General features: G+C 68.8%; 23 protein-coding genes. 12 read left to right on the forward strand and 11 right to left on the reverse strand.

All coding sequences use genetic code 11. The annotated features are described in order from the left end of the window. Window position 1 precedes the first annotated feature (1 nt). The gene (locus K0817_RS01060) at window positions 2-4,075 is read left to right on the forward strand and encodes a carboxypeptidase regulatory-like domain-containing protein (protein WP_219979245.1); all 4,074 of its coding nucleotides are present in this window, start codon (window positions 2-4) and stop codon (window positions 4,073-4,075) included. An 87-nt stretch (window positions 4,076-4,162) separates the two neighbouring features. Here K0817_RS01060 and K0817_RS01065 read toward each other — a convergent pair whose 3' ends face one another. After that, window positions 4,163-5,188, reverse strand: coding sequence for a LacI family DNA-binding transcriptional regulator (locus tag K0817_RS01065; RefSeq protein WP_219979246.1), 1,026 nt, complete (start codon window positions 5,186-5,188; stop codon window positions 4,163-4,165). A 163-nt stretch (window positions 5,189-5,351) separates the two neighbouring features. On the opposite strand from K0817_RS01065, the gene K0817_RS01070 reads away from it, so the two are divergent. From K0817_RS01070 to K0817_RS01095, 6 genes are all read left to right on the forward strand, one after another. After that, on the forward strand, window positions 5,352-6,272 hold the full coding sequence (locus K0817_RS01070) for a carbohydrate ABC transporter permease (RefSeq protein WP_219979247.1): 921 nt from the start codon (window positions 5,352-5,354) through the stop codon (window positions 6,270-6,272). After that, window positions 6,265-7,191, forward strand: a complete 927-nt coding sequence (locus tag K0817_RS01075) for a carbohydrate ABC transporter permease (RefSeq protein ID WP_374209511.1) — start codon at window positions 6,265-6,267, stop codon at window positions 7,189-7,191. The genes K0817_RS01070 and K0817_RS01075 overlap by 8 nt, the downstream gene beginning before the upstream one ends. A gap of 75 nt (window positions 7,192-7,266) precedes the next feature. Further along, a complete protein-coding gene (locus K0817_RS01080) occupies window positions 7,267-8,580 on the forward strand; it encodes an ABC transporter substrate-binding protein (protein WP_219979248.1) in 1,314 nt (437 codons plus the stop codon). A gap of 78 nt (window positions 8,581-8,658) precedes the next feature. Further along, window positions 8,659-9,768 carry a Gfo/Idh/MocA family protein gene (locus K0817_RS01085; protein ID WP_219979249.1) on the forward strand — a complete coding sequence of 370 codons (1,110 nt, stop codon included), beginning with the start codon at window positions 8,659-8,661 and terminating at the stop codon, window positions 9,766-9,768. Further along, a complete protein-coding gene (locus tag K0817_RS01090) occupies window positions 9,765-10,733 on the forward strand; it encodes a PmoA family protein (protein WP_219979250.1) in 969 nt (322 codons plus the stop codon). The genes K0817_RS01085 and K0817_RS01090 overlap by 4 nt, the downstream gene beginning before the upstream one ends. Then, on the forward strand, window positions 10,730-11,473 hold the full coding sequence (locus tag K0817_RS01095; RefSeq protein ID WP_253735099.1) for a cupin domain-containing protein: 744 nt from the start codon (window positions 10,730-10,732) through the stop codon (window positions 11,471-11,473). Before K0817_RS01090 ends, K0817_RS01095 begins: the two co-directional genes overlap by 4 nt. 174 nt (window positions 11,474-11,647) lie before the next feature. Here the strand turns inward: K0817_RS01095 and K0817_RS01100 are convergent, their stop codons facing one another. Continuing rightward, window positions 11,648-12,394 carry an alpha/beta fold hydrolase gene (locus tag K0817_RS01100; RefSeq protein WP_219979251.1) on the reverse strand — a complete coding sequence of 249 codons (747 nt, stop codon included), beginning with the start codon at window positions 12,392-12,394 and terminating at the stop codon, window positions 11,648-11,650. Between the two features lie 217 nt (window positions 12,395-12,611). Between K0817_RS01100 and K0817_RS01105 the strand changes: the two genes are divergently transcribed. The 4 genes from K0817_RS01105 (at window position 12,612) to K0817_RS01120 (ending at window position 15,632) form a co-directional block, all read left to right on the forward strand. Then, complete coding sequence (locus tag K0817_RS01105) at window positions 12,612-13,406, forward strand: SDR family oxidoreductase (RefSeq protein WP_219979252.1); 795 nt, start codon at window positions 12,612-12,614, stop codon at window positions 13,404-13,406. A 26-nt stretch (window positions 13,407-13,432) separates the two neighbouring features. Then, window positions 13,433-14,338, forward strand: a complete 906-nt coding sequence (locus tag K0817_RS01110) for an RNA polymerase sigma-70 factor (RefSeq protein WP_219979253.1) — start codon at window positions 13,433-13,435, stop codon at window positions 14,336-14,338. Continuing rightward, window positions 14,335-14,751, forward strand: coding sequence for a hypothetical protein (locus tag K0817_RS01115; RefSeq protein WP_219979254.1), 417 nt, complete (start codon window positions 14,335-14,337; stop codon window positions 14,749-14,751). The genes K0817_RS01110 and K0817_RS01115 overlap by 4 nt, the downstream gene beginning before the upstream one ends. A gap of 122 nt (window positions 14,752-14,873) precedes the next feature. Then, on the forward strand, window positions 14,874-15,632 hold the full coding sequence (locus K0817_RS01120; protein ID WP_219979255.1) for an SDR family oxidoreductase: 759 nt from the start codon (window positions 14,874-14,876) through the stop codon (window positions 15,630-15,632). A gap of 93 nt (window positions 15,633-15,725) precedes the next feature. Here the strand turns inward: K0817_RS01120 and K0817_RS01125 are convergent, their stop codons facing one another. Next, window positions 15,726-16,190, reverse strand: a complete 465-nt coding sequence (locus tag K0817_RS01125) for an SRPBCC domain-containing protein (RefSeq protein WP_219979256.1) — start codon at window positions 16,188-16,190, stop codon at window positions 15,726-15,728. A 16-nt stretch (window positions 16,191-16,206) separates the two neighbouring features. Here K0817_RS01125 and K0817_RS01130 point away from each other — a divergent pair, with 16 nt between their 5' ends. Continuing rightward, window positions 16,207-16,530, forward strand: a complete 324-nt coding sequence (locus K0817_RS01130) for a helix-turn-helix transcriptional regulator (RefSeq protein WP_219979257.1) — start codon at window positions 16,207-16,209, stop codon at window positions 16,528-16,530. Between the two features lie 9 nt (window positions 16,531-16,539). On the opposite strand, the gene K0817_RS01135 is transcribed toward K0817_RS01130, so the two are convergent. Genes K0817_RS01135 through K0817_RS01170 form a run of 8 tightly spaced genes read right to left on the reverse strand, consistent with a single transcriptional unit; the run spans window position 16,540 to window position 23,410 of the window. After that, a complete protein-coding gene (locus K0817_RS01135; RefSeq protein WP_253735100.1) occupies window positions 16,540-17,106 on the reverse strand; it encodes a hypothetical protein in 567 nt (188 codons plus the stop codon). Beyond that, on the reverse strand, window positions 17,082-18,155 hold the full coding sequence (locus K0817_RS01140; protein WP_219979259.1) for a C45 family peptidase: 1,074 nt from the start codon (window positions 18,153-18,155) through the stop codon (window positions 17,082-17,084). The genes K0817_RS01135 and K0817_RS01140 overlap by 25 nt, the downstream gene beginning before the upstream one ends. Beyond that, on the reverse strand, window positions 18,152-18,826 hold the full coding sequence (locus K0817_RS01145; protein ID WP_219979260.1) for an FMN-binding negative transcriptional regulator: 675 nt from the start codon (window positions 18,824-18,826) through the stop codon (window positions 18,152-18,154). The genes K0817_RS01140 and K0817_RS01145 overlap by 4 nt, the downstream gene beginning before the upstream one ends. After that, complete coding sequence (locus tag K0817_RS01150) at window positions 18,801-19,820, reverse strand: P1 family peptidase (protein WP_253735101.1); 1,020 nt, start codon at window positions 19,818-19,820, stop codon at window positions 18,801-18,803. The genes K0817_RS01145 and K0817_RS01150 overlap by 26 nt, the downstream gene beginning before the upstream one ends. Continuing rightward, the gene (locus tag K0817_RS01155) at window positions 19,817-20,596 is read right to left on the reverse strand and encodes an ABC transporter ATP-binding protein (protein WP_219979261.1); all 780 of its coding nucleotides are present in this window, start codon (window positions 20,594-20,596) and stop codon (window positions 19,817-19,819) included. Before K0817_RS01155 ends, K0817_RS01150 begins: the two co-directional genes overlap by 4 nt. Then, window positions 20,593-21,567, reverse strand: coding sequence for an ABC transporter ATP-binding protein (locus tag K0817_RS01160; protein WP_219979262.1), 975 nt, complete (start codon window positions 21,565-21,567; stop codon window positions 20,593-20,595). The genes K0817_RS01155 and K0817_RS01160 overlap by 4 nt, the downstream gene beginning before the upstream one ends. Next, window positions 21,564-22,448, reverse strand: coding sequence for an ABC transporter permease (locus tag K0817_RS01165; RefSeq protein WP_253735102.1), 885 nt, complete (start codon window positions 22,446-22,448; stop codon window positions 21,564-21,566). Before K0817_RS01165 ends, K0817_RS01160 begins: the two co-directional genes overlap by 4 nt. Next, complete coding sequence (locus K0817_RS01170; protein ID WP_219979263.1) at window positions 22,445-23,410, reverse strand: ABC transporter permease; 966 nt, start codon at window positions 23,408-23,410, stop codon at window positions 22,445-22,447. The genes K0817_RS01165 and K0817_RS01170 overlap by 4 nt, the downstream gene beginning before the upstream one ends. Window position 23,411: the final 1 nt, after the last annotated feature.

Below are 23,411 nucleotides of genomic sequence, written 5' to 3' on the forward strand. Positions count from 1 at the left end.
GATGTCCTTGTCTCTCTCTGTGCGGCGGCCCGTCGCCACGGTTGCGGTGACCGTGGCCGCGCTGCTGGGCGTCGGGCTTCCTGCCCTCGGTGCCGGCCCTGCGGCGGCGGCGGAGGCCGCCGGCGTGGAGTTCGCCGGGTTCACCGACAAGTCGCAGCTGCACGCCGATGGGCGCGGTGTTGTTGCGAGCGGTGAACTCGTCGTCACCGATGGGTCCGCGCCGCAAGGCAGCGGGACGACGTACTTCGTCGACTCGCAGTCGGGCGACGACACGGCAGACGGCCGGTCTGCGGCCACCGCATGGCGCACGTTCGCGAACATCAACGGGTCCGACTTCCATCCGGGCGATCGCATCCTCCTCAAAGCCGGCAGCTCGTGGTCGGCTTCTGGCACAGAGGTGGCCCGTGAGGCATATGACTACACGACGTGGAGCAGCGGGCAGCCGACGAACGTGTCGGGTCCCGACGCGACCGCGCTGCTCGCGCCGGGGGGCTCCGGAACAGCCGAGGCGCCGATCGTGCTCTCGAGCTACGGCGACGGTGCCGCGCCCGAGCTGCACGGTCTCGGCGTCGTCAACGACGTCCTCCAGCTGAACAACCAGGAGCACTGGGACATCTCGAACCTCGAGATCAGCAACGAGACGGCCGGGTTCGACGCGACGACCTTCCAGCCCGCGCGCAACCTCGGCCAGGCGCCGGGGGACGAGAACCCGGCGACCGGCGACCTGCGGGGCATCCACGTCCAGGCCGAGAACGCCGGCACCCTGCGGGGCTACGACATCCACAACGTGTTCATCCGCGACGTCACCGGCTACACGTGGTCGGTCAGCGCCGCAGGCCTCGACCGCTCCAAGCGCACCGGGGGAATCCTCTTCGAAGGGCTCAAGGGCGACGCGCAGACGGCGTCGCAGTTCGAAGACATCTCGATCCGCGACAACTACATCGCCAACACCGCGTTCGCGAACCTCGTCTTCAAGCAGTTCGCCGGCATGGGAACGAATCGCTACCAGGATCTGCCTCCCGGCTGGGGCGACCGTGCCGCGGGGCGCGCCGCCCCCGACGGAACGCTGACCGAGGACCCGGATTGGCGCCCGCACTCGAACGTCGAGATCACCGGCAACTATCTGACCAACCGCGATACCCAGTACGGCTGGGACTCGATGTACCTCACGAGCGTGCGAGGGGCGACGGTCGAGGACAACCTCATCGACGGCGCCGGCGTCTCGGGCATCGAGATGTACTACGCCGACAACATCGTCGTCCAGAACAATGAGGTCGCGGAACTCGAGGGACGCACGGGCGCCGCAGACTCCAACGGCATCGATCCCGACCGTGGCACCTCCAACATCCTCATCCAGGGCAACTACGTCCACGGATCGGGTGAGGGCATCCTCCTGTGCGGCTTCGGCTTCAGCACCGCCGTCGTGCGCTACAACATCATCCGCGACATCGAGCGCAACTACATCAACCCGCACGGTGACACGGGCGTCAACGTCGTCTACAACAACTTGATGTACAACACGGTGCAACCGATCCGGAACAACACCGTGGGATTCTTCGAGTCGTCGGGCAACGCCGCCAGCTACCTCAACGCCCGCAACCCGCACTACGTGTTCAACAACGTCTTCTTCAACACGCGCCCCGACGTCGCGGGCGCGGCCTTCCGCACCCAGTTCCCGGGAGTGAGCTTCAGCAACAACTCCTACTTCGGCCCGGGGGTGACGGCGCCCAGTGCTGATGCGCAGGCCACCGTGACGGATCCGCTGCTGAAGGGCGACCTCGCCTCCGGAGTCACCAACGCCATGATCGGCTCCGCAGACTCGCCGCTGATCAACGCCGGGCGAGCGGTCGACCTCGGTCAGATCGCACCCGGATTCGGCGTGACGGGCGCTCGCGGCGAGAGCCAGGTGCCGCTCGCGGTCGACTTCTTCGGCCGTTCGCTGTCGACGCCGCCGCACATCGGACCGACGTCGTACGAGCCCGCCGAGGGATACGGCGTGATCTCCGGAATGGTGACGGATGCCGACGGGCATCCTGTCGCCGGCGCCACCGTGTCGTACGGCGCGGGCACGACGACCGCTGACGTGCGGGGCCGCTACTCGCTGGAGATCCCCGCGGGCGGCTACACGCTCGTCGCCTCCGCCGAAGGGTACGCCGATGGCGAGCCCGTCACCGTCGCGCTGGCCGACCGGCAGACGCTGACCACGCCCCTTTCACTGGGTGCGACGACGGCCACCGAAGGGACGATCGCCGGCGTGGTGACGTCTTCGGGGTCGGGACTGGACGGTGCCGAGGTGAAAGTCCTCAAGGGCGATCAGACCGTCGCGACCGCGACGACCGATGCCTCAGGCGCGTACGCGCTCCCGGGCGTCGCGATGGGTGCCGGCTACACCGTGGTGGCGGCGAAGGAGGGCTACGAGCCGGCGTCGCAGGCCGACGTCGAGGTGACCCCTGCGCGCACCGTCACGGTGAACCTGGTGCTGCGGCGCGAGGTCGGCGAGACCACCTACGCGATCAACGAGACCTTCGATGACGAGGCGGTAGGTGCGTTCACCGCGACGACCGACGGCGTTCTCACCGCTCGGTCCGCGCCGGCTGCGGGCACGATCGAGGTCGTGGCGGACGCCGCCGACGCGGGAAACAGCTATCTGCGCATCAACAAGTCCAGCGCGACCTCGGCCACGCTGGGGGTGCACAACACCGCCGAACTGAACCTGACGGGCACCGTCACGGTCGAGGCGCGCCTGCAGCGGACGACGACCAACGGCACGCCCAACCAGCTGGCGCTGTACTCCTATTCCGAGAGCAGCTGGAACGCCTCCAACCCGGCCGGGTCGGCGAACCCCTCGGCGACGATCGGGTTCGCAGGCGGCAACATCATCACGCACAACGTCACCGGCTCGAGTTCGGTGCGCTCCGTGGCGCCGTACGCCGTGGGGCAGTGGTACACCGTTCGCAATGTCGTGGATCTCGACAGTGGGACCTTCGACTTCTACATCGACGACATGGCCACGCCGGTCCTGATCGACCAGCCGCTGCGTACGAAGGTCGACGACCTGGACTACTTCCTCTTCTTCATCAACGGGTCGAACGTGGGCGACCTGCTCGTGGACTACTTCCGGGTGAACATCGGCACGCCGTACGACTATGCCGACGCTTCGCTCGCGTCCGTGAGCGCCGCGACCGCGGAAGGAGAGGTCGAACTGACCGCCTCGGCAGATGGATTGACCTTCGCGGGTGAAGTCGACGCCTTCGCCGAGGAGATCGCGATCTCGGCCGCAGCGCGCAGCGGGTTCGCCACGGTGCAGATCAACGGCACTGCAGCCGATCCGGGAGAGTCCGTGTCGGTGCCGTTGGCGGGCGGCGCTGCGAGCGATCCGAACATCGTCACGACGATTCCCGTCGTCGTGAGAGCCGAGGACGGGTCGGAGCGCACCCACTCCATCTCGATCTCGCGCGTCAACCCGAGCCAGCTGGCCGCGCTGCGCGACCTCCAGGTGGCGGGTCACTCCCTCACTCCCGAATTCGACCCCGCCCGGCATGGCGGCGACGACCCGTACCGCCTGGACGGCCCGCTCGAGGCATCCGTCTCGTCGGTCGATCTCTCTTGGCGCCTGGGCTGGGAGGGCCAAGTCGTGCAGATCAACGGTGAGGACGTCGCCGCCGGCGCGTCCGGCGCGAGGCTCCCCCTGGAGGACGGCGAGAACAGGTTCGAGGTCACGGTGAACTCGTTCGCCGGCGATTTCGCAACCTATCTCGTCGTCATCGACCGAGCGATCGCCGAGCCTCAGCTCGACGTCACGGCCGAGATCGATACGCGATGCGCCGGCCGGAACGTGGTGCTGGTCGTCAGGGTGACGAACGCCGAGCAGGTGCCGTTGTCGCTGACGCTCGAGACCTCCTACAGGTCGAAGCAGTGGCCGGTCGTCCCGGCGGGCAAGAGCAGGTCGCACCCGTTCAACACCGGCCTCGCAGAGATGCCGGCCGGTACCGTCGCGATCACCGCGTCGGCGCTCGTCGAAGGTGAGCAGATCCAGCTCACTCGAGAGGTCGCATACGACTCGGCCGGCTGCTGACGGCAGGGATGGGGCGCCCCCGAGGGCGCCCCATCCCGGCACCCCTGCTCGCCCGTCCCGACCCGACGGGCGACGGGTGCGGTTCGCCTAGGATTCGGCCGGTGCGGCGGGAGCTGCCACGGATTCGCGCCAGATGACGCGTGTGGAGCGCTTCGGGTTGAGGACAGGTGTCTCATCCCGGATCGCAGCGATCAGCCGGTTCATGGCGTTGCTGCCGATCCGCTCCAGGTCGATCTCCACCGAGGTGAGCGAAGGGATCAAGAACGGCGCGGTGGTGGTGTCGTCCCAACCCGTCACGCTCACGTCTGCGGGCACGCGCCACCCGCGCTCGGTCGCGGCTTTGATGACGCCGGCGGCCACGAGATCGTTCGCCGCGATGATCGCGAGCGGTTTCACGTCGTCGGCGAGGGTCGCCACCGCGGCCATACCGGAATCCCCCGACCAGTCGCCCTGGTACACGCCGACGGACTGCAGTCCCAGGCGCCCGATCGTCTCCACGTACGTCTGTGCCCGCGCCCTGGCCGAAGTGAACTGCTGATCGCCGGCGACGTGAAAGAACCGGCGGTGGCCCAGCGAAGCGAGGTGCTCGATGATCGTGACGACGGCGGAAGCGTCGGCGAGTTCGCCGATCCCGCGCATCTCGTCGTCGAGCTCGGCCGCCACGGTGACGGTCGTGCCGCTCGAGAGCCGATCGAGGACACTCGGGTCGATCGGGGCGAACGAGAGGACACCCTCGACCTGCCCGAATTCGGCGAGGTCGAGCAGACGCTCGCCGCGAGACTCTGCGCCGCCTTCGAAGCTCATGACGTCGACCGTGTAGCCGGCGTCATGAGCGGCGGCGCTGGCGCCGGCGAGCATACGGGCCGGGTTGAACGCCACGGTCGGGATCATCACGGCGAGGCGTCCGCTGCGCCGTGTGCGCATCGAGCGGGCGATGAGGTTCGGACGGTAGTCCAGTTCGGTGATCGCCGCGCGAACGCGATCCAGCGTCTGCGGCTTCAGCCCTTCGCCGTCGAAGCGCAGGTACCGCGAGACGGTCTGATGCGAGACCCCTGCGAGGCGCGCGACCTCCATGATCGTCGGCCGCTTCGCTCGGGGCGCTGTCGTATCCATCGCATCCATCTTGACAGAAAACATGATCGTTCACTATGGTCAGGTAGCCGCCAAAAGTGAACGATCACGTTATGGGATTCAAAGGAGCATCTGTGTCGGTATCAGCACCGCCGCGACACCGCCGGCACGTCTCGCGCCTGCGCGCCAGCGATCGGCTCGTCCGATGAGCGCGATCAGCGAGCTTCGCCACCTCGGCGGCAAGACCAAGTCCGACAAGCGCGACGACAAAGCCGCATTCTTGTTCTTGCTTCCGTGGTTCATCGGTCTTTTCGCCGTGACCGCTGGACCCATGGTCGCCTCGCTCTGGCTCAGCACCACGAAATACAACCTGCTGCAGCCGCCGGTGTTCATCGGGCTCGAGAACTTCGTGCGGATGCTGACTGATGCCCGGCTCCACAAGTCGCTCGGCGTGACCTTCACGTACGTCCTCGTGTCGGTGCCGTTGCAGCTCGCTTTCGCGCTTGCGCTGGCCGTCCTGCTCGACCGCGGTGTGAGAGGGCTTTCGTTCTACCGCTCGGTGTACTACCTGCCCTCGCTCATCGGAGGCAGCGTCGCCATCGCGGTGCTGTGGCGGACGGTGTTCGGCGTCGAGGGCCTCTTCAACGACTTCCTGGCGATGTTCGGCATCGACGGGCAGGGGTGGATCTCGAATCCCGACACCGCACTGTGGACGCTGATCGTGCTGAACGTGTGGACCTTCGGCGCGCCGATGGTCATCTTCCTGGCGGGGCTGCGGCAGATCCCGGGCTCGTACTACGAGGCGGCGGGCGTGGACGGCGCGTCGAGGTGGCGCCAGTTCTGGAGCATCACGATGCCGCTCCTGAGCCCCATCATCTTCTTCAACCTGGTGCTGCAGATCATCCACTCATTCCAGTCGTTCACGCAGGCGTTCGTCGTCTCCGGGGGCACAGGCGGGCCGGCGGACTCGACGCTCGTCTTCTCGCTCTACCTCTACCAGCGCGGTTTCGGTGCGTTCGACATGGGCTACGCGTCCGCCCTCGCGTGGCTGCTCGTCGTCATCATCGGCGCATTCACCGCGATCAACTTCTGGGCCTCGAAGTATTGGGTTTTCTACGATGACTGACACCATCGACCGTCGCGACGAGACGATGACGGCCACGCTGCTGTCGGCGCCCTCCGGCGCGACGAAGAAGAACGCCGGCCGGCGGCGCGTGAACCAGCCGGTGCGGTCCGCGGTCAAGCACGTCGTGTTGATCGCCGGTGCGCTGCTCATGCTCTATCCCGTCCTCTGGATGGTGACGAGCTCGTTCCGGCCCAATGACGCGATCTTCACTGACCCCAGCATCCTGCTGCGGACCTTCGAGATCGAGAACTACCTGAACGGGTGGAATGCCTTCCTCCAGCCGTTCGGGCACTACATGGTCAATTCGGCCCTGGTCGTGATCGGCTGCATCCTCGGCAACCTCGTGTCGTGCTCGCTCGCCGCCTACGCCTTCGCGCGACTGAACTTCCGGGGCAAGCGCGTCTGGTTCGCGATCATGCTCGTGACGATCATGCTCCCGATCCACGTGATCATCGTGCCGCAGTACATCATGTTCAGTCAGCTGGGCTGGGTGAACACCTACCTGCCGCTGATCATCCCGAAGGTCCTCGCGACGGACGCCTTCTTCATCTTCCTGATGGTGCAGTTCATCCGCGGCATCCCGAAAGAGCTCGACGAGGCCGCACGCATCGACGGCGCCGGTCATGCGCGCATCTTCTTCCAGATCGTGCTGCCGCTGATGGTCCCTGCGCTCGGGACGACGACGATCTTCACCTTCATCTGGGTGTGGAACGACTTCTTCTCGCAGCTCATCTACCTCACCAAGCCCGACCTGTACACGACGCCGCTCGCCCTGCGCGCGTTCGTCGATGCGCAGTCGGCGACCGACTGGGGCGCCGTCTTCGCGATGAGCGTCGTATCGCTCCTGCCGGTCTTCATCGTCTTCCTCCTCGGCCAGCGATTCCTCATCCAGGGGATCGCGACCACCGGAGGCAAGTAGGCGGATGCTGCGCCGCACGCGGCATCCCCGTTCCACCATCACCACCAACCCGAATCACATCCCGAGGAGCACCTCATGAATCGCAAGATCCTGCGTCGCGCCGGCATCGGTGCCGCCGCGACCGCCACGGCGGCGCTGGTCCTGGCCGGCTGCGCCGGCACCGGGTCCACCGGTGGCAGCACCGACCCCGAACTCAGCGACGAGCCCGTCACCATCAGCATCACGTGGTGGGGCGGCGACGCCCGCGCCGAGCAGACCCAGGCCGCCATCGACGCGTTCGAGGAGGAGTACCCGAACATCACCGTCGAGCCGCAGTACACCGACTGGACCGGCTACTGGGACCAGCTGGCCACCGCCACGGCGGCCGGTGACGCCGCGGACGTGATCCAGATGGACGAGCTCTACCTCGCCTCGTACGGTGCACGCGGCGCCCTCTACGACTTCGCGGGCCTCGACACCGACACGGGCGACATCCCGGAGGAGGCTCTGGCCACCGGTCAGCTGCAGGGCACGCAATACGCGCTGCCGATCGGTGTGGCGGTGTACTCGATCGTCGCCAACGCCGATCTGTTCGAGCAGTACGGCGTCGAGCTGCCGAACGACGACGAGTGGACCTGGGACGACTACGCGGCCGTCGCGCAGGAGCTCAGCGACAAGAGCGGCGGGGCCATCACGGGCACCGGCACGATCGGCGGCCTCGACGCGGGCAGCGTCAAGTACTGGGCGCGTTCGGCGGACAACGAGGTGTTCAACGAGGACAACGAGGTCACCCTCGACCCGCAGAACCTCGCCGACATGTGGCAGCTCCAGCTCGACATGATCGAGTCCGGTGCGTCGCAGGCCGGTGACGCGATCTTCGAGGGTCAGGCCGCCGGCATCTCGGGCGGTCCGCTCGCGACCGGCAAGGTCGCGCTCGGCATGGCGTACAACACGCAGATCACGGCGCTGCAGGCCGCGAACGGCGGCGACCTGCGCCTGCTGAAACTGCCCGAGCCCGAGGGCGTCGACCCCAACTCCTACAAGCCGTCGATGTACTGGTCCGTCTCCGCCACGAGCGACCACCCCGCCGAGGCGGCTCTGCTGGTGGACTTCCTCGTGAACAGCGAGGAGGCCGCCGAGATCATCGGCACGGAGCGCGGCATCCCGGCCAACACCGCCATCCGCGACTTCCTCGCTGACAGCCTGTCGCCCACCGACGCGGCGGCCGTCGAGTACCAGGAGCGCGTCACGCCCGGCACGGCGCCCGTGGTGACGCCGAACGGTGCCAGCGGCATCGAAGGCATCCTGCAGCGCTACACGCAGGAGGTGCTGGCGGGTCAGACGACCCCGATGGATGCTGCGGAGGCCTTCGTCGCCGAGCTGCAGTCCGAGATCGACGCCGCGAACTGATAGCACGCAGACAAGGACCGGGGAGCCGCCGCCGGCGGCTCCCCGGTCACACCGCCACGAAACTCAGGAGACCTCTTGATGTCCGCCACCCTTCAGCCGTCGCGTGTTGCCATCATCGGCACAGGCGGCATCGCCCACGCGCACGCCCAAGCGCTGACCGAGCTCGGTGCCAAGGCCGAGATCGTGGCGGTCGCCGACGTGGACGAGGAGCGGGCGCGCGCGTTCGCCGAAAAGTTCGGCGCCGCGCAGATCTATACGGATGCTGCCGCGCTTCTTGAAGCCGAGACCCTCGACCTCGTGCACATCTGCACACCCCCGAAGTCTCACGTGCCGTTGGCCTTGCTGGCGCAGCAGGCCGGGGTGCCCGCTCTCGTCGAGAAGCCGATCGCGCTGAGCCTCCGCGAGGTGGACGAGCTGGTCGCATCGGAAGCCCGCACCGGTGTGCCGGTGCTCACCGTGTTCCAGCACCGCTACGGCGCAGGTGCTCTGCGGTTGCGCCGACTTGCCGATTCGGGTGTGCTCGGGCGTCCGCAGGTCGCGACCTGCGAGACGATGTGGTTCCGTCCCGACGAGTACTTCGAGGTGCCGTGGCGGGGGCGCTGGGAGGTCGAGGGCGGCGGGCCGACCATGGGGCACGGCATCCACCAGTTCGACCTCCTCCTCGCCGTTCTCGGTCCGTGGTCGCGTGTCAGCGCGTTCGCCGCGCGTCAGTCACGGCCCACCGACACCGAGGACGTCTCGATCGCCTTGGCGGAGTTCGAGAACGGGGCGCTCGCCACGGTCGTGAACTCCGTCGTCTCGCCCCGTGAGACCTCCCGCCTGCGCTTCGACTACGAGTTCGCGACAGCGGAGGTCGAGCACCTCTACGGCTATTCCGACCGCGATTGGACCTTCACGCCCGCCCCCGGCCACGAGCACCTCGCCGAGCTGTGGGATGGCGACAGCGATGAGATCAGCGGGCACCGCCTGCAGATCGAGGCGATCCTCGACGCGCTCGCGGCGGGGGACGAGCCTGGTGTCGACATCCAGGATTCCCGCCGCACGTTGGAGTTCGCTGCAGCGACCTACGCATCGGCTTTTCGGGCCGTTCCGGTCCGGGCCGGTGAGATCGACGACGGCGATCCCTTCTCGCACAGCATGGACGGCGGCGCCGTGCCGTGGGCGCCGCTGAAAGAGGTGGCCGCATGACCGCCGCCGCCCTCGAGTTCCTCCAGGACGACACCTCCTTCGCGGTGTTCGACGGTGACATGGAGCTGTTCCGCTATACGTTCGTGCCCGACAGCCCGCAGCTGGAGTCGCCGAAGCCCTACCTCAGCCCCATCCGCACCCGCTCCGGACGCATCGTGAGTCTGTTCCGGCCGCACGACCACGTCTGGCACAAGGGCATCTCGTGGTCGCTGCCGGTGGTCGACGATGAGAACTTCTGGGGAGGCCCGACCTACGTTCACGGCCAGTTCTACGTGCAGCTTCCGAACGACGGGTCGCAGGTGCACCGCAGCGTCGAGCGGGCCGGCATCGACGATGGCGTGGCCGCGTTCGTCCACACGCTCGATTGGATCACCGAGCGTGGACTCCGGATGTTCACCGAGCGACGCGCCGTGACCGCCCGGGCCGTGACAGACGACACCTGGGTGCTGACGTTCGAGACCGCCATGACGAACGTCACCGAAGCCGCCATCTCGATCGGCTCGCCCACGACCCGAGGCCGCGACAACGCGGGCTACGGCGGCCTGTTCTGGCGAGGACCCCGGTCGTTCACCGGCGGCCTCGCGATCAGTCCCGCCGGCTCGGGTTCGGGCAACGACATGCGGGGACAGCGCCACGAATGGATGGCGTTCGCGGGCAGACACGACCAGATTGACGCGGAGTCGGTCCTCGCGTTCGTGGACCACCGCGACAACCCGCAGCATCCGCCGCAGTGGTTCGTCCGCACCGAGGAGTTCGCGTGCGTCAACCCGGCGCCCTTCTTCAGCGAGGAGCTGGCGGTGGCACCCGGCGAGACCGTCGTCTTCCGCTACGGCGTGGGCGTCGCGGATGCCACGGCCGACCGCGCGCAGGACGTGGCGGGTCTCGCCCGCGATGTTCTGCAGAGTCTGAGTGACCGCGGCGCGGACACGCTCGCCGCTACGCATGCCGGCACGGCAGGATCATGACTGCGGCTGTGAGCTCGTTCCCGGGCGGAACCTCGGTGACGCTGCTCGATGTGTACGAGGACCCGGCGCCCGACGGGGTTGTCGGAGGCAGCCCCCACCTGCACCTCGCCTCGACGGAGTGCTACGTGGTCCTCAACGGCACGGGCGCGTTGCACACGCTCGACCTGTCGGGAGCTCGAGAGATCCTGCTGAGCCCGGGCACGGTCGCCTGGTTCACTCCGGGCACGATTCACCGGGCCGTCAACCATGGCGACCTGCAAGTGCTCGTCATCATGAGCAATGCCGGTCTTCCGGAGGCGGGCGATGCCGTGATGACATTCCCGGCGGAGGTGGTCGCGGACCCGGAGCGATACCGGGAGGCGGCCACGTTGCCCAGACGTGCCACGGTCGCGGAACGGGCGAGGGATGCGGCGCGCCGCCGTGACCTCGCCGTTCAGGGCTTTCTCCGCCTGCGCGCTGCCATGGTCGCCGGCGACGCAACGCCCCTGCGGGATTTTTACGCGGCGGCGACGCGATTGGTGTCGGACCGCGCGCACGCGTGGGAATCGATCGTGCGCGACGGTCCGCTCTGGCAAGCCGCCCGCAGCGAGGAGATGGTGCGTGCGATCGTTGCGGGATCGCCGGACCACCTCGCCGAAGCTGTCGTGAGCCAGGCGCCGCAGCCGCGCGGCGAGCGTGGTTTCGGCATGTGCGGGCGGCTGCGCGCCTACAACGTCGCGGATGAGCTCGTCCGGCGCTGACCCCCGCCCCCGCCCCGCTCCCCGGCCCGCCCCCGGCGTCGAGGCGTCGCGAATGGTCGCTTCCGCCGGGTGCAAGCGGCCGATCGCGACGGTTCGGCGAATACGGGACCGGGGCACGGGACATGAGGCGTCGGCGCCCCCGAGACCGGACCGTCATCGAGGGCGCCGGTCGCGTCACGCGGCGTCGGCCTCGGCGACGCTCGCGAGGTAGGCCTTGCCGGCCTCGGCGATGACGGCCGCGACTGCGTCGGGCTGAGACACCGCGACGGCGTGCGAGGCGCCGGGGATCTCGTGCGTGCCGCGCGAGCCCGCGCGCTCGGCGCCGGCGCGCTGGACCGCAGCCGGGATGTTGAGGTCGAGCTCGGCGATCACGTGCCAGGAGGGGGTGTCCTTCCACGCCGGACGCTGCGCCGCAAGGGCGTCCGACAGGGCCGTCTCGGTGACGGGACGCTGGGTCGCCGCCATGAGCGCCGTGACTTCTTCGGACACGTCGGCGGCGAACTGGTGGTGGAACGCGTCGGGGCGGATGGCGAACTCGTTGCCGCCCGTCGACACCGGGTAGGCGGCGAGGGCTTCGCCGAGCGTGCTGCCGGGAGCGCTCGCCGAGAGGCTGAGCGCGCTCTCGCCGGTGTCGGGCGTGAACGCGGCGACGTAGACGAGGCCCACGACGGCGCTGTTCTCGGCGGCGGCCTCGGTGATGACCATCCCGCCGTACGAGTGGCCGACGAGGATGACGGGGCCGCCGACGGACGCGATCACGTCGCGCACGTAGGCGGCGTCGATGCTGAGACTGCGCAGCGGGTTGGCGGCGGCGACCGCACGCACGCCATGCTCCTGCAGCCGCAGGATCACGCCGTTCCAGGAGGAGGACTCCGCGAAGGCGCCGTGGACGAGGACGATGGTGGGTTCTTCTGTGGTCATGATCGTTCCTTGCGAATCTGTCGAGCAGGGCCGGGATCGGTCGAGCGGGGGAGACGTTCCCTTGCCAGAGACGACAGCCCACCCCGTCGAGCTGTGACAGCCGACATGAATATCGACGAGTTCTCGCGAATCCGTCACATCCGGCCGAGGCATCCGGTCGTGGCTGATGAGCCCGTGCGCGCCCGCGCGCGGACCGCTGCGACGGAGAGGGATCGATATGAGAATCGCTGTCATCGGAGGAACGGGCCTGATCGGCACCCGCGTGGTCGCGCGGCTGCGGGAGACGGGCCACGACGTCGTCGTCGCTGCACGCGCGACCGGCGTGAATTCGTACACAGGCGAAGGGCTCGAAGAGGCGCTCGAGGGCGTCGAGACGGTGGTCGACACCTCGAACTCGTCGTACCTCGACGAAGAGGCCGCGCGGGAGTTCTTCTACGCCTCGACGATGAACCTGCTCACGTACGGCGACGCCGCCGGCGTGCGGCACCACGTCGCGCTCTCGGTCGTCGGCACCGACCGACTCGCGCGTTCGGAGGGCGGGTACTTCCAGGCCAAGGCTGCGCAGGAACGCCTGATCGTGGCATCCGGCCGGCCGTACTCCATCGTGCACGGCACGCAGTTCTTCGAGTTCGTGCGCAGCATCACCGCCGCGGCGATGCACAGCGGCATCGCCCACGTCGCCGACGCGCTCGTGCAGCCCATCGCGGCCGACGATGTGGCCGCCGCCGTCGCCCGCACGGCGCTCGGACGCCCGACCCAGTCGATCGTCGAGCACGCCGGCCCCGAGATCTTCGAGCTGCGCGAGCTGGCGGAAAGGGAACTGCAATGGACCAGCGACGAACGCGAGGTCGTCGCCGACCCCCTCGCGACGTACTTCGGAGCACGACTGGACCGGTGGGAGCTGCTGCCCGACGCGGACGCGATCATCGCCCCGACGACCTTCCACCAGTGGCGCGTGCAGGTGCCCGACAACTCCGGTCTCGCCGCACACGCGGCTGCGGGCGTACGCTGAGCGCGGCGACCGGAGTGAGAGGCAGCATGGGTTTGAGCACGGCGCCCGCGGCGGACGCGGATGATATGGACTCGGCCGTCGACGTCTTCGAACAGCACCGGCGCAGGATCTTCGGCATCGCGTATCGCATGCTGGGCACCGTCGCGGACGCCGAAGACATCGTTCAAGAGACTTGGATCCGCTGGCAGAACACCGACCGCGACAGCATCCTCGAGCCGGCTGCCTTCCTCGCGACGATCGCGACACGGCTGTCGATCAACGCGACGCAGTCCGCTCGGGCTCGCCGCGAGACGTATATCGGGCCGTGGCTTCCCGAGCCGGTGAATACGGATGCCGACCCCGCGCTGGGCGCGGAGCGCGGCGAAGCGCTGCAGTTCGCCATCCTGCTCACGCTCGAGAAGCTCACGCCCACCGAGCGCGCCGCGTACATCCTGCGCGAGGCCCTCGACTATCCGTACGAGCGGATCGCCGACATCGTCGGGGCCACTGTCGAGAGCGCCCGGCAGCTGGTCAGTCGCGCGCGAAAACACCTCGCGTCGGCCAAGCGCGCCCAGGTGGAGGCGTCCGAGCATCGCCGGCTCCTCGAGGCGTTCCTCGACGCCGCGCAGAAGGGCGACGTCTCGGCGCTCGAGAAGCTCTTCGCCGACGACGTCGTCAGCTACACCGACGGCAACGGCGTCAAGCTGGCCGCCCGAATTCCCGTCGCCGGTCGCAGTCGGGTCGCGAAGTTCATCGCCGCCTTCTCGAGCCATTTCTGGATCGGCAAGACCATCGACTGGGTCGAACTCAACGGCCGGCCCGCCGCGACGATCTCGGACGCCGACGGGGTGATGACCACGTGCGCGCTCACGATGTCCGACGAAGGCATCATCCAGGTGCTGTGGACGATGAGCCCCGACAAGCTGGGGCACGCCGCCCCGGCTGCGGCATGACCCGCCGACGGGCGACGTGGCTGAAGTACCTGCGCACCAGCACCACCTTCGTTGCCGCCGAACATGAGCGCGCGGCCCGAGCGCTGATCGCCGCGACGAGCACGACGGATGCCGCGACGCTCGCCCGCATGCTGCACCCCGACGTGCAGCTCACCGTGGACGGCGGCGGCCACGTGCCGGCACCGCGCACGCCGCTGCAGGGGCGGGTCGCGGTCGTCCGTCACCTCCTGTCGGTGCTGAGCGACCCCCAGGTCGACGCGGTCATCGAGTCGGTGAACGGGATGCCGGGGGTCGTGGTCCGTCGCGACGCCACCGTCGTCGGGGTGCTCGTGCTGCGGGTGCGGCAGTCGCTGGTCTGCGAAGCATGGCTCGTCGCCAATCCCGACAAGCTCGAGAGCTGGAACCGCCGCTGAACCCCCGGGCCGGGGCATCCGGAGTCGACAGATCGGGCGGACCCGTCACAGCGAGGCCGTCCATCTTGTCGTAGCTGGTGAGCGTTCCTCTTCTCCCGCGCTCGTGACACGAAAGGCACATCATGGCAAAGATCATCGTCATCGGCGGCACCGGGCTCATCGGCTCGAAGGTCGTCGCGAAGCTCACCGAGCACGGCCACGAGGCGATCGCGGCGTCACCGAACTCGGGTGTGAACACCGTCACCGGCGAGGGGCTGAAAGAGATCCTCGAGGGTGCGGACGTCGTCGTCGACGTGTCGAACTCGCCGTCGTTCGAGCCGGACGCCGTCATGGAGTTCTTCACGACCGCCACCGGCAACATCATCGCCGCCGAGCGCGAGGCCGGCGTCGGTCACCACGTCGCCCTGACGGTCGTCGGCACGAACCGCCCGCAGGACATCTCGTACTTCCACGGCAAGGCCGCGCAGGAGAAGCTGATCCGCGAGTCGGGCATCCCGTATTCGCTCGTCCACGCGACCCAGTTCTTCGAGTTCATCAGCAGCATCGCGGCGGTGTCGGGCAAGAACGAGGCGATCCACCTGTCGCCGGGACTCATGCAGCCGATCGCCGCGGAGGACGTCGCGACGGCTGTGGCCCGCACGGCCGCGGGCGCTCCGCTGAACGCCGACATCGAGATCGCCGGCCCCGAGGTGATGGGCCTGGACGAGCTCGTGCGCCGCGGCCTCGCCTTCCGCGGCGACCCGCGCGAGGTCGTCACCGACCCCGAGGCGCCCTACTTCGGCGCGCGCATTGATGAGCGCACGCTCATGCCCGTCGATGGCGCGCAGGTCTTCGAGACGACCCTCGAGGAGTGGCTGCCCGCCAACCCGCCGCGCAGCTGATCACAACCGATCGCGTGGCCGAGGCAGCGTCACCGGTGGTCTTCTTCGGACGGCTCCCGGTGACGCATGCCGGCCGTGCACGGTCGACGGATGTCAGGCGTAGAACCCTTCGCGCAGGTTGATGCCATGCTCGACCCAGGCCTTGAGCGCGTTCAGCATCCCGGTCCAGCCCTCGCAGTTGCCGAACGCGTTCTTCGCGCCGTCGGGGGTGAGCTGCCAGGCTTCCTCGGTGATCGTGACGAGAGTCCGAGCGTTGTCATCGATCGGCTCGAATTCGAAGGTCGTGGTGGTCTCCTTCTCGAGGGCGGATCGTCCCTCCCAGCGGATGACGAGCTTGCGGGGCGGGTCGGCCTCGACGACGGTCACGGGGAAGCGGCCGGGGAAGTCGGCGAAATCCCATGAGATGTCGGCGCCCGGTTCGAGGCGTCCTCGGGCGCCACCGGTGGTGAAGTACTTCGACAGTTGATCAGGATCGGCGACGGCCTCGTAGACCTGTGCGACCGGGCGGGCAACGCGGCCCGACACGGTGAAAGACAGAGAGCTCAGTTCGTTCGACATGTTGTAGTTTTATAACATGACGGATGCCGAGGGCAAGGGGACCGACGACGATTCAGTCTTCAAAGCCCTCGCGTCGCCCCTGCGGCGTCGCATGCTCGACGCGCTCAAGGAAGAGCCGCTGACCACGGGTGCGTTGTGCGCGCGCTTCCCCGAGGTGGATCGCACGACGGTGCTGCAGCACCTGCGGGTACTCGAGAGCGCCGAGCTCGTCTCAGGACGCAGGATCGGCCGCGAGCGTCACCTCTCGCTCTCGCCCTTGCCGATCAAGCGCATCCACGACCGCTGGATCGGCGAGTACGCGCGGGCCGCCGTCGACCTCCTCGACCGGCTCAACGACTGAGACGACGGCTCACACCAGCGTCATCGCGCCCATCGCAACGGCAGAGAGCGCCATCATCCAGTAGTGGAGGCGTCCGCCGGACGTGTGGTGTGCCGAGCGGCTGCACCACGCTGTGACGAGCACATAGCCGGCGCATAGCGCGAGCGCCATGAGGCGGATTCCGTCGATGCCGCCACCACACGAGTGGCAGTGGCCGTCGGCGGGTGCTGCGTGTGCCCCGCTCCCGGCGGCCACGAGCAGAGCCGCCATGACCACAAGTCCGAGCGCGACGTGCGCGGTGAGCGCCACGTGCGCCCGGACATGGTGTGCGGAGGTGCCACCGCGCACGATCACGCCGGGGCGGCGTCCCACGACGAGTCCGAGAGCTATGGCGATGAACGCCGCGCTCCAGTACACCGGCGCGACAAGGTGCCACAGCATCGCGTCGGCCATCCCGACCAGCATGAGGATCGAAGCGACGATCTCCGACGTGGGCAGCAGGCGACGGCGCCGCACGAGCGCGCCCGTTCCCAGAACCGCGGGCACGAGCGCTCCGACGTGCAGCAGTTCGCTCACGCGGCGCTGACGCGCACCCACGCGGCGTCGGCGACGTCGGCCGGCGCTGCGGCCGCGTACTCCAGTGCGCCATCCGCAACATCGAGGGCCACCGTCAGCTTGCTCTCCCAGCGCAGGTGGGCCGGCTGATCTGCCCGCGGTCGGACGGAGATCGGCGCGTCGCGGATGGCGCCGAATGCCAGCGCCCGCCCGCGGTGGTCGGGGATCCGGGCGAGGTCGGCGGCGTCGACGAGGCAGTCGTATCGCGGAACGCTCGTGGTCTCGTACGGCGAGAACTCACCCGCGGCGAGAGTCGCGTCGAGGAAGTGGTTCGTGTGTGCGAGGGTGTGCCCCGGCTGCGCCGCGATGACGGCGACGGCGGCGGGGGACACCTCGATGGCCGCGGCCTCGGCAGCTCCGTCGTGAAGTACCGCCACCGTGAACACGCTCGAGGCGGCAAGAGGCACGCTCGCGGCGATCGCGGCGGCTTCGTCGACGGTGCGCGCTTCTTCGAGGATCATCCGCGCGAGGACGTGCACGGGGACGCCGGCCTGAGTGCCGTCGGAGCGATGATGCAGGATGTTGAAGTGCACGCCGAGCCCTCGGTCGGTCACTCCGATCTTCGCCGGCTGACCGAACTCGCAGAACGTCGCGACCCGCGCGCCGGAGTGCGCACGGAATCGCCGCACCACGGTCTCGTTCGAGAGCGTCTCATGCCAATCCCACGTCTGCAGCGTGCGTGGTGCACCGCCGTCGACCGGGACATGCACGATCGTCGAGCACTCCATCGACGGCGTCATCCGCGCCAGCACCTCGGTGCGGGATGCGAGCAGGTAGACGTCCTGCACCGACAGCCCGCTGCCATCGGCCATGCCGCGGAACTCGGCGGCCACTGCCGGGGCGTGCTGCTCGGTCGCCTCACGACAGCCCTCGGCGACCTCGGTCGCGACGGCGGTCGTGACCCCCGACCGGTGGAACAGCTCGAGGTAGGAGGCGACCGATCCGGTCAGTTGCGGTGCCCACGCGGCTCCGAATCTGCGCCCCTCCTCGAGACTGTCGTCACCGAGCGCCGTCCACTGGTGCACGATCATTCGTCACCTCCGATGCGCTCGACGAGCGCCGCCACGTCGCCGTGGGGGCAGGGCCGAGCCCGGGCCGCCGCCGCCACCCTTTCACGGACGTCCTTCGGCTTGTCCTGGCTGACCTTGAACACGGCACGCTGCTCGATCACCTCGAAGCGGAACGAAACGATGCCGCCCACGATGCGCTCGAACGTGGGAAGCGACGTCGCCATGTCCCAGGGCGCCGTCTCCAGATCCTCCAGTTCTTCCACCGTCCGGGTGACGACGTGCATCCCGCTCGCGCGGTCGTCCAGCACCGTCACGCGCGCCGTCAGATGCACGGCGGCGTAGTCCCACGTCGGCACATTCGGGTCGTCGGCGTATGTCGTGGGCGAGACGTAGCCGTGCGGTCCCGAGAACACCAGAAGTACCGACTCGTCGTCGCTCAGCTGCTGCCATTGCGGGTTCTTGCGGGCGATGTGGCCGAGCAGCTCAGCGCCGACGAAGTCGCCGTGCTGCGGCATCCGCTCGATGATGACCGGCGCATGCGTGACGGTCGGCGCCCCCTGCGCACCGCCTCCGTTCGACACGATGAGCGCGAAGGGGTTGCCGCGGACCAGATCGCGCACCTCGTGCTGAGACGGTGCGCGATACTTCTCGAATTCGTACACGAGCTCAGCCGGCCGCACAGAGGACGGCATCCCACGCGGTCTCGCCCGCGAGAGTGGCCACCGCCGTCGAGTTCAGCGACAGGCGCCCCCGCGAGGTGGCCGGATCGGCCGGCAGTGACACTTCGTCCGTTGTGAGCGCGAAGAGCGTGTCGCCGTCGAGGGGCGTATGGAAGGGCTGGATGCCGCGATGCATCGAGCTGTGCACCTGCAGGCCGAACTGCGTGAGCTCGACATCGCTCAGCCGGACGTTGGTCACGACGGCGGTGATCGTGGTGTTTCCCGCCATCGAGTCGACGAGACGGGACTCTCCGATCGCAGCCTCATAATCGGCCGCCGGATGCCGGCGCTCGCCGCTGGACGCATCGTAGTTGCCGCGCACGATCCGCCCGTCACGGTCGAGGATGACCCCGTACGGGTTGAGCACCGTCACCACGAGCACCTTGACGTCGCCCACCTGTCGGAAAGCGGCGCCCTGCCCCGTGAACTCCACGCGCGCGGCATCCACCTTTCCCGACGATGCCGAGGCGCCGCCGCCGACGCGGCCGACCTCGACGACGCCCGGTCGCGCGGCCTCCAGCGCGGCTTTGCCCAGCGCGGCATCGGGGAAGACGGAGTTGTCGCGAACCGAGTAGTCGTAGATGATCGCCCCCGACACCAGCTGCAGCTGATCGAAGCCCGACCGGTGGTCGATGCGCTCGAACAGGGCCTCCGAGACCCCCGCGACGGCCGACAGGCCGTAGACCGAGCCCCCGGCGAGGCAGATGGCATGGTTGAAGCCGTACAGGCCGCTCGCGCCGACGGCTCCACCACGGCGGTCGACGGATGTGCGCGCGCCATCCGGCAACCAGAGCACGGTGGCCCCTGTCGGACCTTCCGCGTACTCCGCCGTTCCGATCAGGACACCGGGGAAGTCGTACGCCACCTGCCCACGATCGCTGCCGTGGACGGGCGCGAGAGCGAAGTCGCCGTTCGAGCGGCGCGGGCCCATGGGCAGGACGGGGGCGGGGCGATGGGTGTCGGTCACGGGGAGAGCTCCTGGAACAGTTGACGCGAATACGGATGGCTGGGCAGGTCGTAGAAGACCTCGGTGGGCGCCAGTTCGACGATCTCGCCGGCGCGCATGACCGCGACCCGGTGGGAGATGTACCGCACGGCCGCGAGGTCATGAGAGATGAAGAGTGCGGCGAAGGAATGCTCGCGCTGGAGGTCCTGGATCAGGTTGAGGATCTGGGCCTGCACCGAGACATCGAGCGCACTGACGGCCTCGTCGAAGACGATGAAGGCGGGATGGGTGACCAGCGCCCGCGCGATGCTCACGCGCTGCAGCTGGCCTCCCGAGAGCTGATGGGGTCGGCGGTCGCCGAACGCGGCCGGCAGCCCGACGTCTTCGAGCATCGCCAGCGCGCGCGCCTCGCTCCGGGGGCTGCGCCGCTCGTGTACGAGCAGCGGCTCCAGCACGGATTCCAGTACGGTCGAGCGGGGATCCAGTGCCCACCGCGGGTGCTGCAGCACCGCCTGCATCCGGCCGGCACGCGAACGCAGGCTGCGGCTCAGCGGCTCGCCCTGGAAGCGGACGACGCCGGAGTTCGGCCGCTGCAGTCCCAGAACCACGGCGCCCGTGGTCGACTTCCCCGATCCGGATTCGCCGACCAGCCCGAGGGTCTCGCCGGACGCGACCGCGAAGGACACCCCCGACATGGCGCGCACCTCACGGCGGCCCCGCCCGACGCCTGACGCGAACGTCACCGAGACGTCTTCGAGCTCCACCACCGCGCCGGCAGCGGACACCGACTCGCTCATGCGATCACCTCCTGGCGGTCCTGTGCCAGCAGCTCCTCGGTGCGGATGCACAGACTGTGACGGGTGACCGCGGGTTGGGGCCGGGTCGTCGCACAAGCCTCGATTCGCGCCGGGCACCGGGGCGCGAACGCACAGCCTTCCGCGGGGCCGTGCAGCATCGGCGGTGCGCCTGGGATGCTGGCGAGCCGTTCCCCGCGACGGGCGCGCGAGGGATCCGTCGCCGCCAGGGCCCGCGAGTACGGGTGAACCGGCTGACCCAGCACGGCCTGCGCGGGTCCGCGCTCGACGACGCGCCCGGCGTACATCACCGCGACCTCGTCGCACCATCGGGCAACCGCCGGCAGGTCGTGGCTGAGCCAGAGCACTGTGGTCCCCTGTGCGCGGGCCTGGTCGAAAAGCAGCCTCACGACCTCTTCGCGCACCTGGCTGTCGAGCGCAGCGGTCGGCTCGTCGGCGATCAGGAGCTTCGGCGTGCGGCACATCGCCATTGCGATGGCCACGCGCTGGGCCATGCCGCCCGAGACCTGGTGCGGAAACAGGCGGATGACGCGCGCCGGATTCTCGATCTGCATCGCCTCGAGCAGCTCGAGCTGCCTCCGGGTGGAGGTGTCGTCGCCCATCGCACTCAGGACGAGCTGGAGCTGCCTGCCGATGCGCATCGTGGGATCGAGGGAGCCGATCGGATCCTGCGCGATGTAGGCGAGGGCGTCGCGCCGGTATCGCCGAAGGCCGCCGGCGTCGAGCGCGAGGACGTCGACGCCCCCGACTTCGAGCGTGCCGTTGACGATGCGCGCCGAGCGCGGCTGCAGCCGGCCGACCACCGACGCCAGCGTCGACTTGCCTGAGCCGGACTCGCCCACGATGGCGAGCGACGAGCCCTCGGCCACCTCGAGATCAACCCCATCGAGTGCGCGGACGGTCGTTGTGCCGGTGAACTCGAGGACGAGGTCGCGGATGCGTACGGCGGTCATGTGAGGGACCTCGCCTCTCGGGGCTCGAATCGGTCGCGCAGTCCGTCGCCGATGATGTTGATGCACAGAATCGACACGACCAGGACGATGCCCGGGACGATCAGCAATTGGGGCGCCAGGGTCATGTAGAGCATTCCCTGCTGGATGAGCAGGCCGAGGGATGCTTCGGGTACCTGGACTCCGAAGCCCAGGAAGCTGAGTCCGCCCTCCACGAGGATCGCGACCGAGAGTGCGTAGCTCGCCTGCACCGCGACCGTGCCGGCGATGTTCGGCAGGAGGCGCCGCACGAAGATGACCGGCGTGCGCACGCCGCTGATGCGGGCCGACACGACGAAGTCGCGCTCTGCCACGGCGCGGGTCGCGATGCGCACCACGCGCGTCATCAGGGGGATCGTGATGGCGATGATGCTGATGATCGCCGCGGGCCGCCCAGGCCCGATGAGCGCCGAGACCAGGATCGCGAGCACGAGCGCGGGAAAGGCGTACAGGACGTCCACGACACGCATGACCACTTCGCTCGCGCCACCGCCGTAGTAGCCGGCCAGCATTCCCAGAGCCGTGCTGAGGAGTGCCGAGCAGACGACCGCGATGAGAGATACGACGAGCGTCGTCGCGATGCCCTCGAAGATCCGGGGAAGCAGCGACCTGCCCAGGTTGTCGGTGCCGAGGGGCGCGACGGCTGACGGGCCGTCGAAACGACCGCCGACCGTCGCGCTGGTCGACCCCGCCAACCCTGTGAGAGTCGCGACGACGGTCGCCAGCACGATGACGGCGAGCACGATCACGGCCAGGCGCATCAGCCCGTCCATCTTGTGCCAGGCGCCCCGGGTCGCCGCGCCGGCGGCGCGGACGCGGTAGGTGGCAGTGGGGGCGACGGTCATCGACGGCTCCGTCCGGTCAAGCGCAGTCTCGGATCCAGCGCGTTGGCGACGAGGTCGACCAGAAGGCTCGTGATGATGAAGACCCCGGCCGCGAGCATCACCGCGGCCTGGATGATCGCGTAGTCGCGGCGACCGAGCGCGGTCTGCAGGTAGGAGCCCATGCCGGGGACGTTGAAGATGAACTCGACGATCACCGTCCCACCCAGAAGGACGGCGATCAGGGATCCGACGACGGTGAGGATCGGAGCGGCGGCGTTGCGCAGCACATGGTGGCGGACGATGAAGCCCGGCGTCTCGCCGCGGGCAACGGCAGCCTGCACATGCGGCTCCACCAGCACGTTCATGACGGCATCCCGTGTGCTTCGTGCCACAACGGCCACGCAGCCGATCGACAGCACCGCGATCGGCAGCACGAGCGACCCGACGAACCGGCCGGGATCCTCGGTGAACGGGGCGTATTGGCCGACCGAGATTCCCAGCCCCAGCGTCGAGACGGCGAAGACCACGACGCCGGCGAGCAGGAACTCCGGGATGCTGATGCCGAGCGCGCTGACGAGACGTCCGGCTGCTCCCGCCGAGCCCTCCGAGCGCAGGGCGGACAGGAAACCGAGAGGGATGCCGATCAGCAGGGTGGCGACGATCGTCACGACGGCGATCGTCGCGGTGACGGGAAGCCGCGCGGCGAACTCCTCCGAGACCGAGACGTTCGAGACGAACGAGAACCCCAGGTCGCCGGTGAAGACGCCGAACAGCCAGCGGAAGTACTGCTCGACGATCGGCGCGTCCAGGCCCGATGCCGCCACGGCCTGGGTCCGCTGCTCCTCAGAGGCGAGCGGACCCAGGACGAGGTCGGTGTAGTCGCCCGGCATCAACCGCACGGAGGCGAAGATCAGCACCGACACCCCGATGAGCGTGACGAGTGCGGCGGCGACCCGCCGGAGCGACCACAGGACGACCGGCATG

It is taken from the genome of Microbacterium sp. HD4P20, assembly GCF_019449275.2.
Lineage (GTDB): Bacteria > Actinomycetota > Actinomycetes > Actinomycetales > Microbacteriaceae > Microbacterium.

What these genes read in the sequence shown, in the direction of transcription:
- K0817_RS01060 (WP_219979245.1), top strand. Translation starts at nt 2, where the DNA reads ATGTCCTTGTCTCTCTCTGTGCGGCGGCCCGTCGCCACGGTTGCGGTG.
- K0817_RS01065 (WP_219979246.1), bottom strand. Translation starts at nt 5,188, where the DNA reads ATGGATACGACAGCGCCCCGAGCGAAGCGGCCGACGATCATGGAGGTC.
- K0817_RS01070 (WP_219979247.1), top strand. Translation starts at nt 5,352, where the DNA reads ATGAGCGCGATCAGCGAGCTTCGCCACCTCGGCGGCAAGACCAAGTCC.
- K0817_RS01075 (WP_374209511.1), top strand. Translation starts at nt 6,265, where the DNA reads ATGACTGACACCATCGACCGTCGCGACGAGACGATGACGGCCACGCTG.
- K0817_RS01080 (WP_219979248.1), top strand. Translation starts at nt 7,267, where the DNA reads ATGAATCGCAAGATCCTGCGTCGCGCCGGCATCGGTGCCGCCGCGACC.
- K0817_RS01085 (WP_219979249.1), top strand. Translation starts at nt 8,659, where the DNA reads ATGTCCGCCACCCTTCAGCCGTCGCGTGTTGCCATCATCGGCACAGGC.
- K0817_RS01090 (WP_219979250.1), top strand. Translation starts at nt 9,765, where the DNA reads ATGACCGCCGCCGCCCTCGAGTTCCTCCAGGACGACACCTCCTTCGCG.
- K0817_RS01095 (WP_253735099.1), top strand. Translation starts at nt 10,730, where the DNA reads ATGACTGCGGCTGTGAGCTCGTTCCCGGGCGGAACCTCGGTGACGCTG.
- K0817_RS01100 (WP_219979251.1), bottom strand. Translation starts at nt 12,394, where the DNA reads ATGACCACAGAAGAACCCACCATCGTCCTCGTCCACGGCGCCTTCGCG.
- K0817_RS01105 (WP_219979252.1), top strand. Translation starts at nt 12,612, where the DNA reads ATGAGAATCGCTGTCATCGGAGGAACGGGCCTGATCGGCACCCGCGTG.
- K0817_RS01110 (WP_219979253.1), top strand. Translation starts at nt 13,433, where the DNA reads ATGGGTTTGAGCACGGCGCCCGCGGCGGACGCGGATGATATGGACTCG.
- K0817_RS01115 (WP_219979254.1), top strand. Translation starts at nt 14,335, where the DNA reads ATGACCCGCCGACGGGCGACGTGGCTGAAGTACCTGCGCACCAGCACC.
- K0817_RS01120 (WP_219979255.1), top strand. Translation starts at nt 14,874, where the DNA reads ATGGCAAAGATCATCGTCATCGGCGGCACCGGGCTCATCGGCTCGAAG.
- K0817_RS01125 (WP_219979256.1), bottom strand. Translation starts at nt 16,190, where the DNA reads ATGTCGAACGAACTGAGCTCTCTGTCTTTCACCGTGTCGGGCCGCGTT.
- K0817_RS01130 (WP_219979257.1), top strand. Translation starts at nt 16,207, where the DNA reads ATGACGGATGCCGAGGGCAAGGGGACCGACGACGATTCAGTCTTCAAA.
- K0817_RS01140 (WP_219979259.1), bottom strand. Translation starts at nt 18,155, where the DNA reads ATGATCGTGCACCAGTGGACGGCGCTCGGTGACGACAGTCTCGAGGAG.
- K0817_RS01145 (WP_219979260.1), bottom strand. Translation starts at nt 18,826, where the DNA reads ATGCCGTCCTCTGTGCGGCCGGCTGAGCTCGTGTACGAATTCGAGAAG.
- K0817_RS01155 (WP_219979261.1), bottom strand. Translation starts at nt 20,596, where the DNA reads ATGAGCGAGTCGGTGTCCGCTGCCGGCGCGGTGGTGGAGCTCGAAGAC.
- K0817_RS01160 (WP_219979262.1), bottom strand. Translation starts at nt 21,567, where the DNA reads ATGACCGCCGTACGCATCCGCGACCTCGTCCTCGAGTTCACCGGCACA.
- K0817_RS01165 (WP_253735102.1), bottom strand. Translation starts at nt 22,448, where the DNA reads ATGACCGTCGCCCCCACTGCCACCTACCGCGTCCGCGCCGCCGGCGCG.
- K0817_RS01170 (WP_219979263.1), bottom strand. Translation starts at nt 23,410, where the DNA reads ATGCCGGTCGTCCTGTGGTCGCTCCGGCGGGTCGCCGCCGCACTCGTC.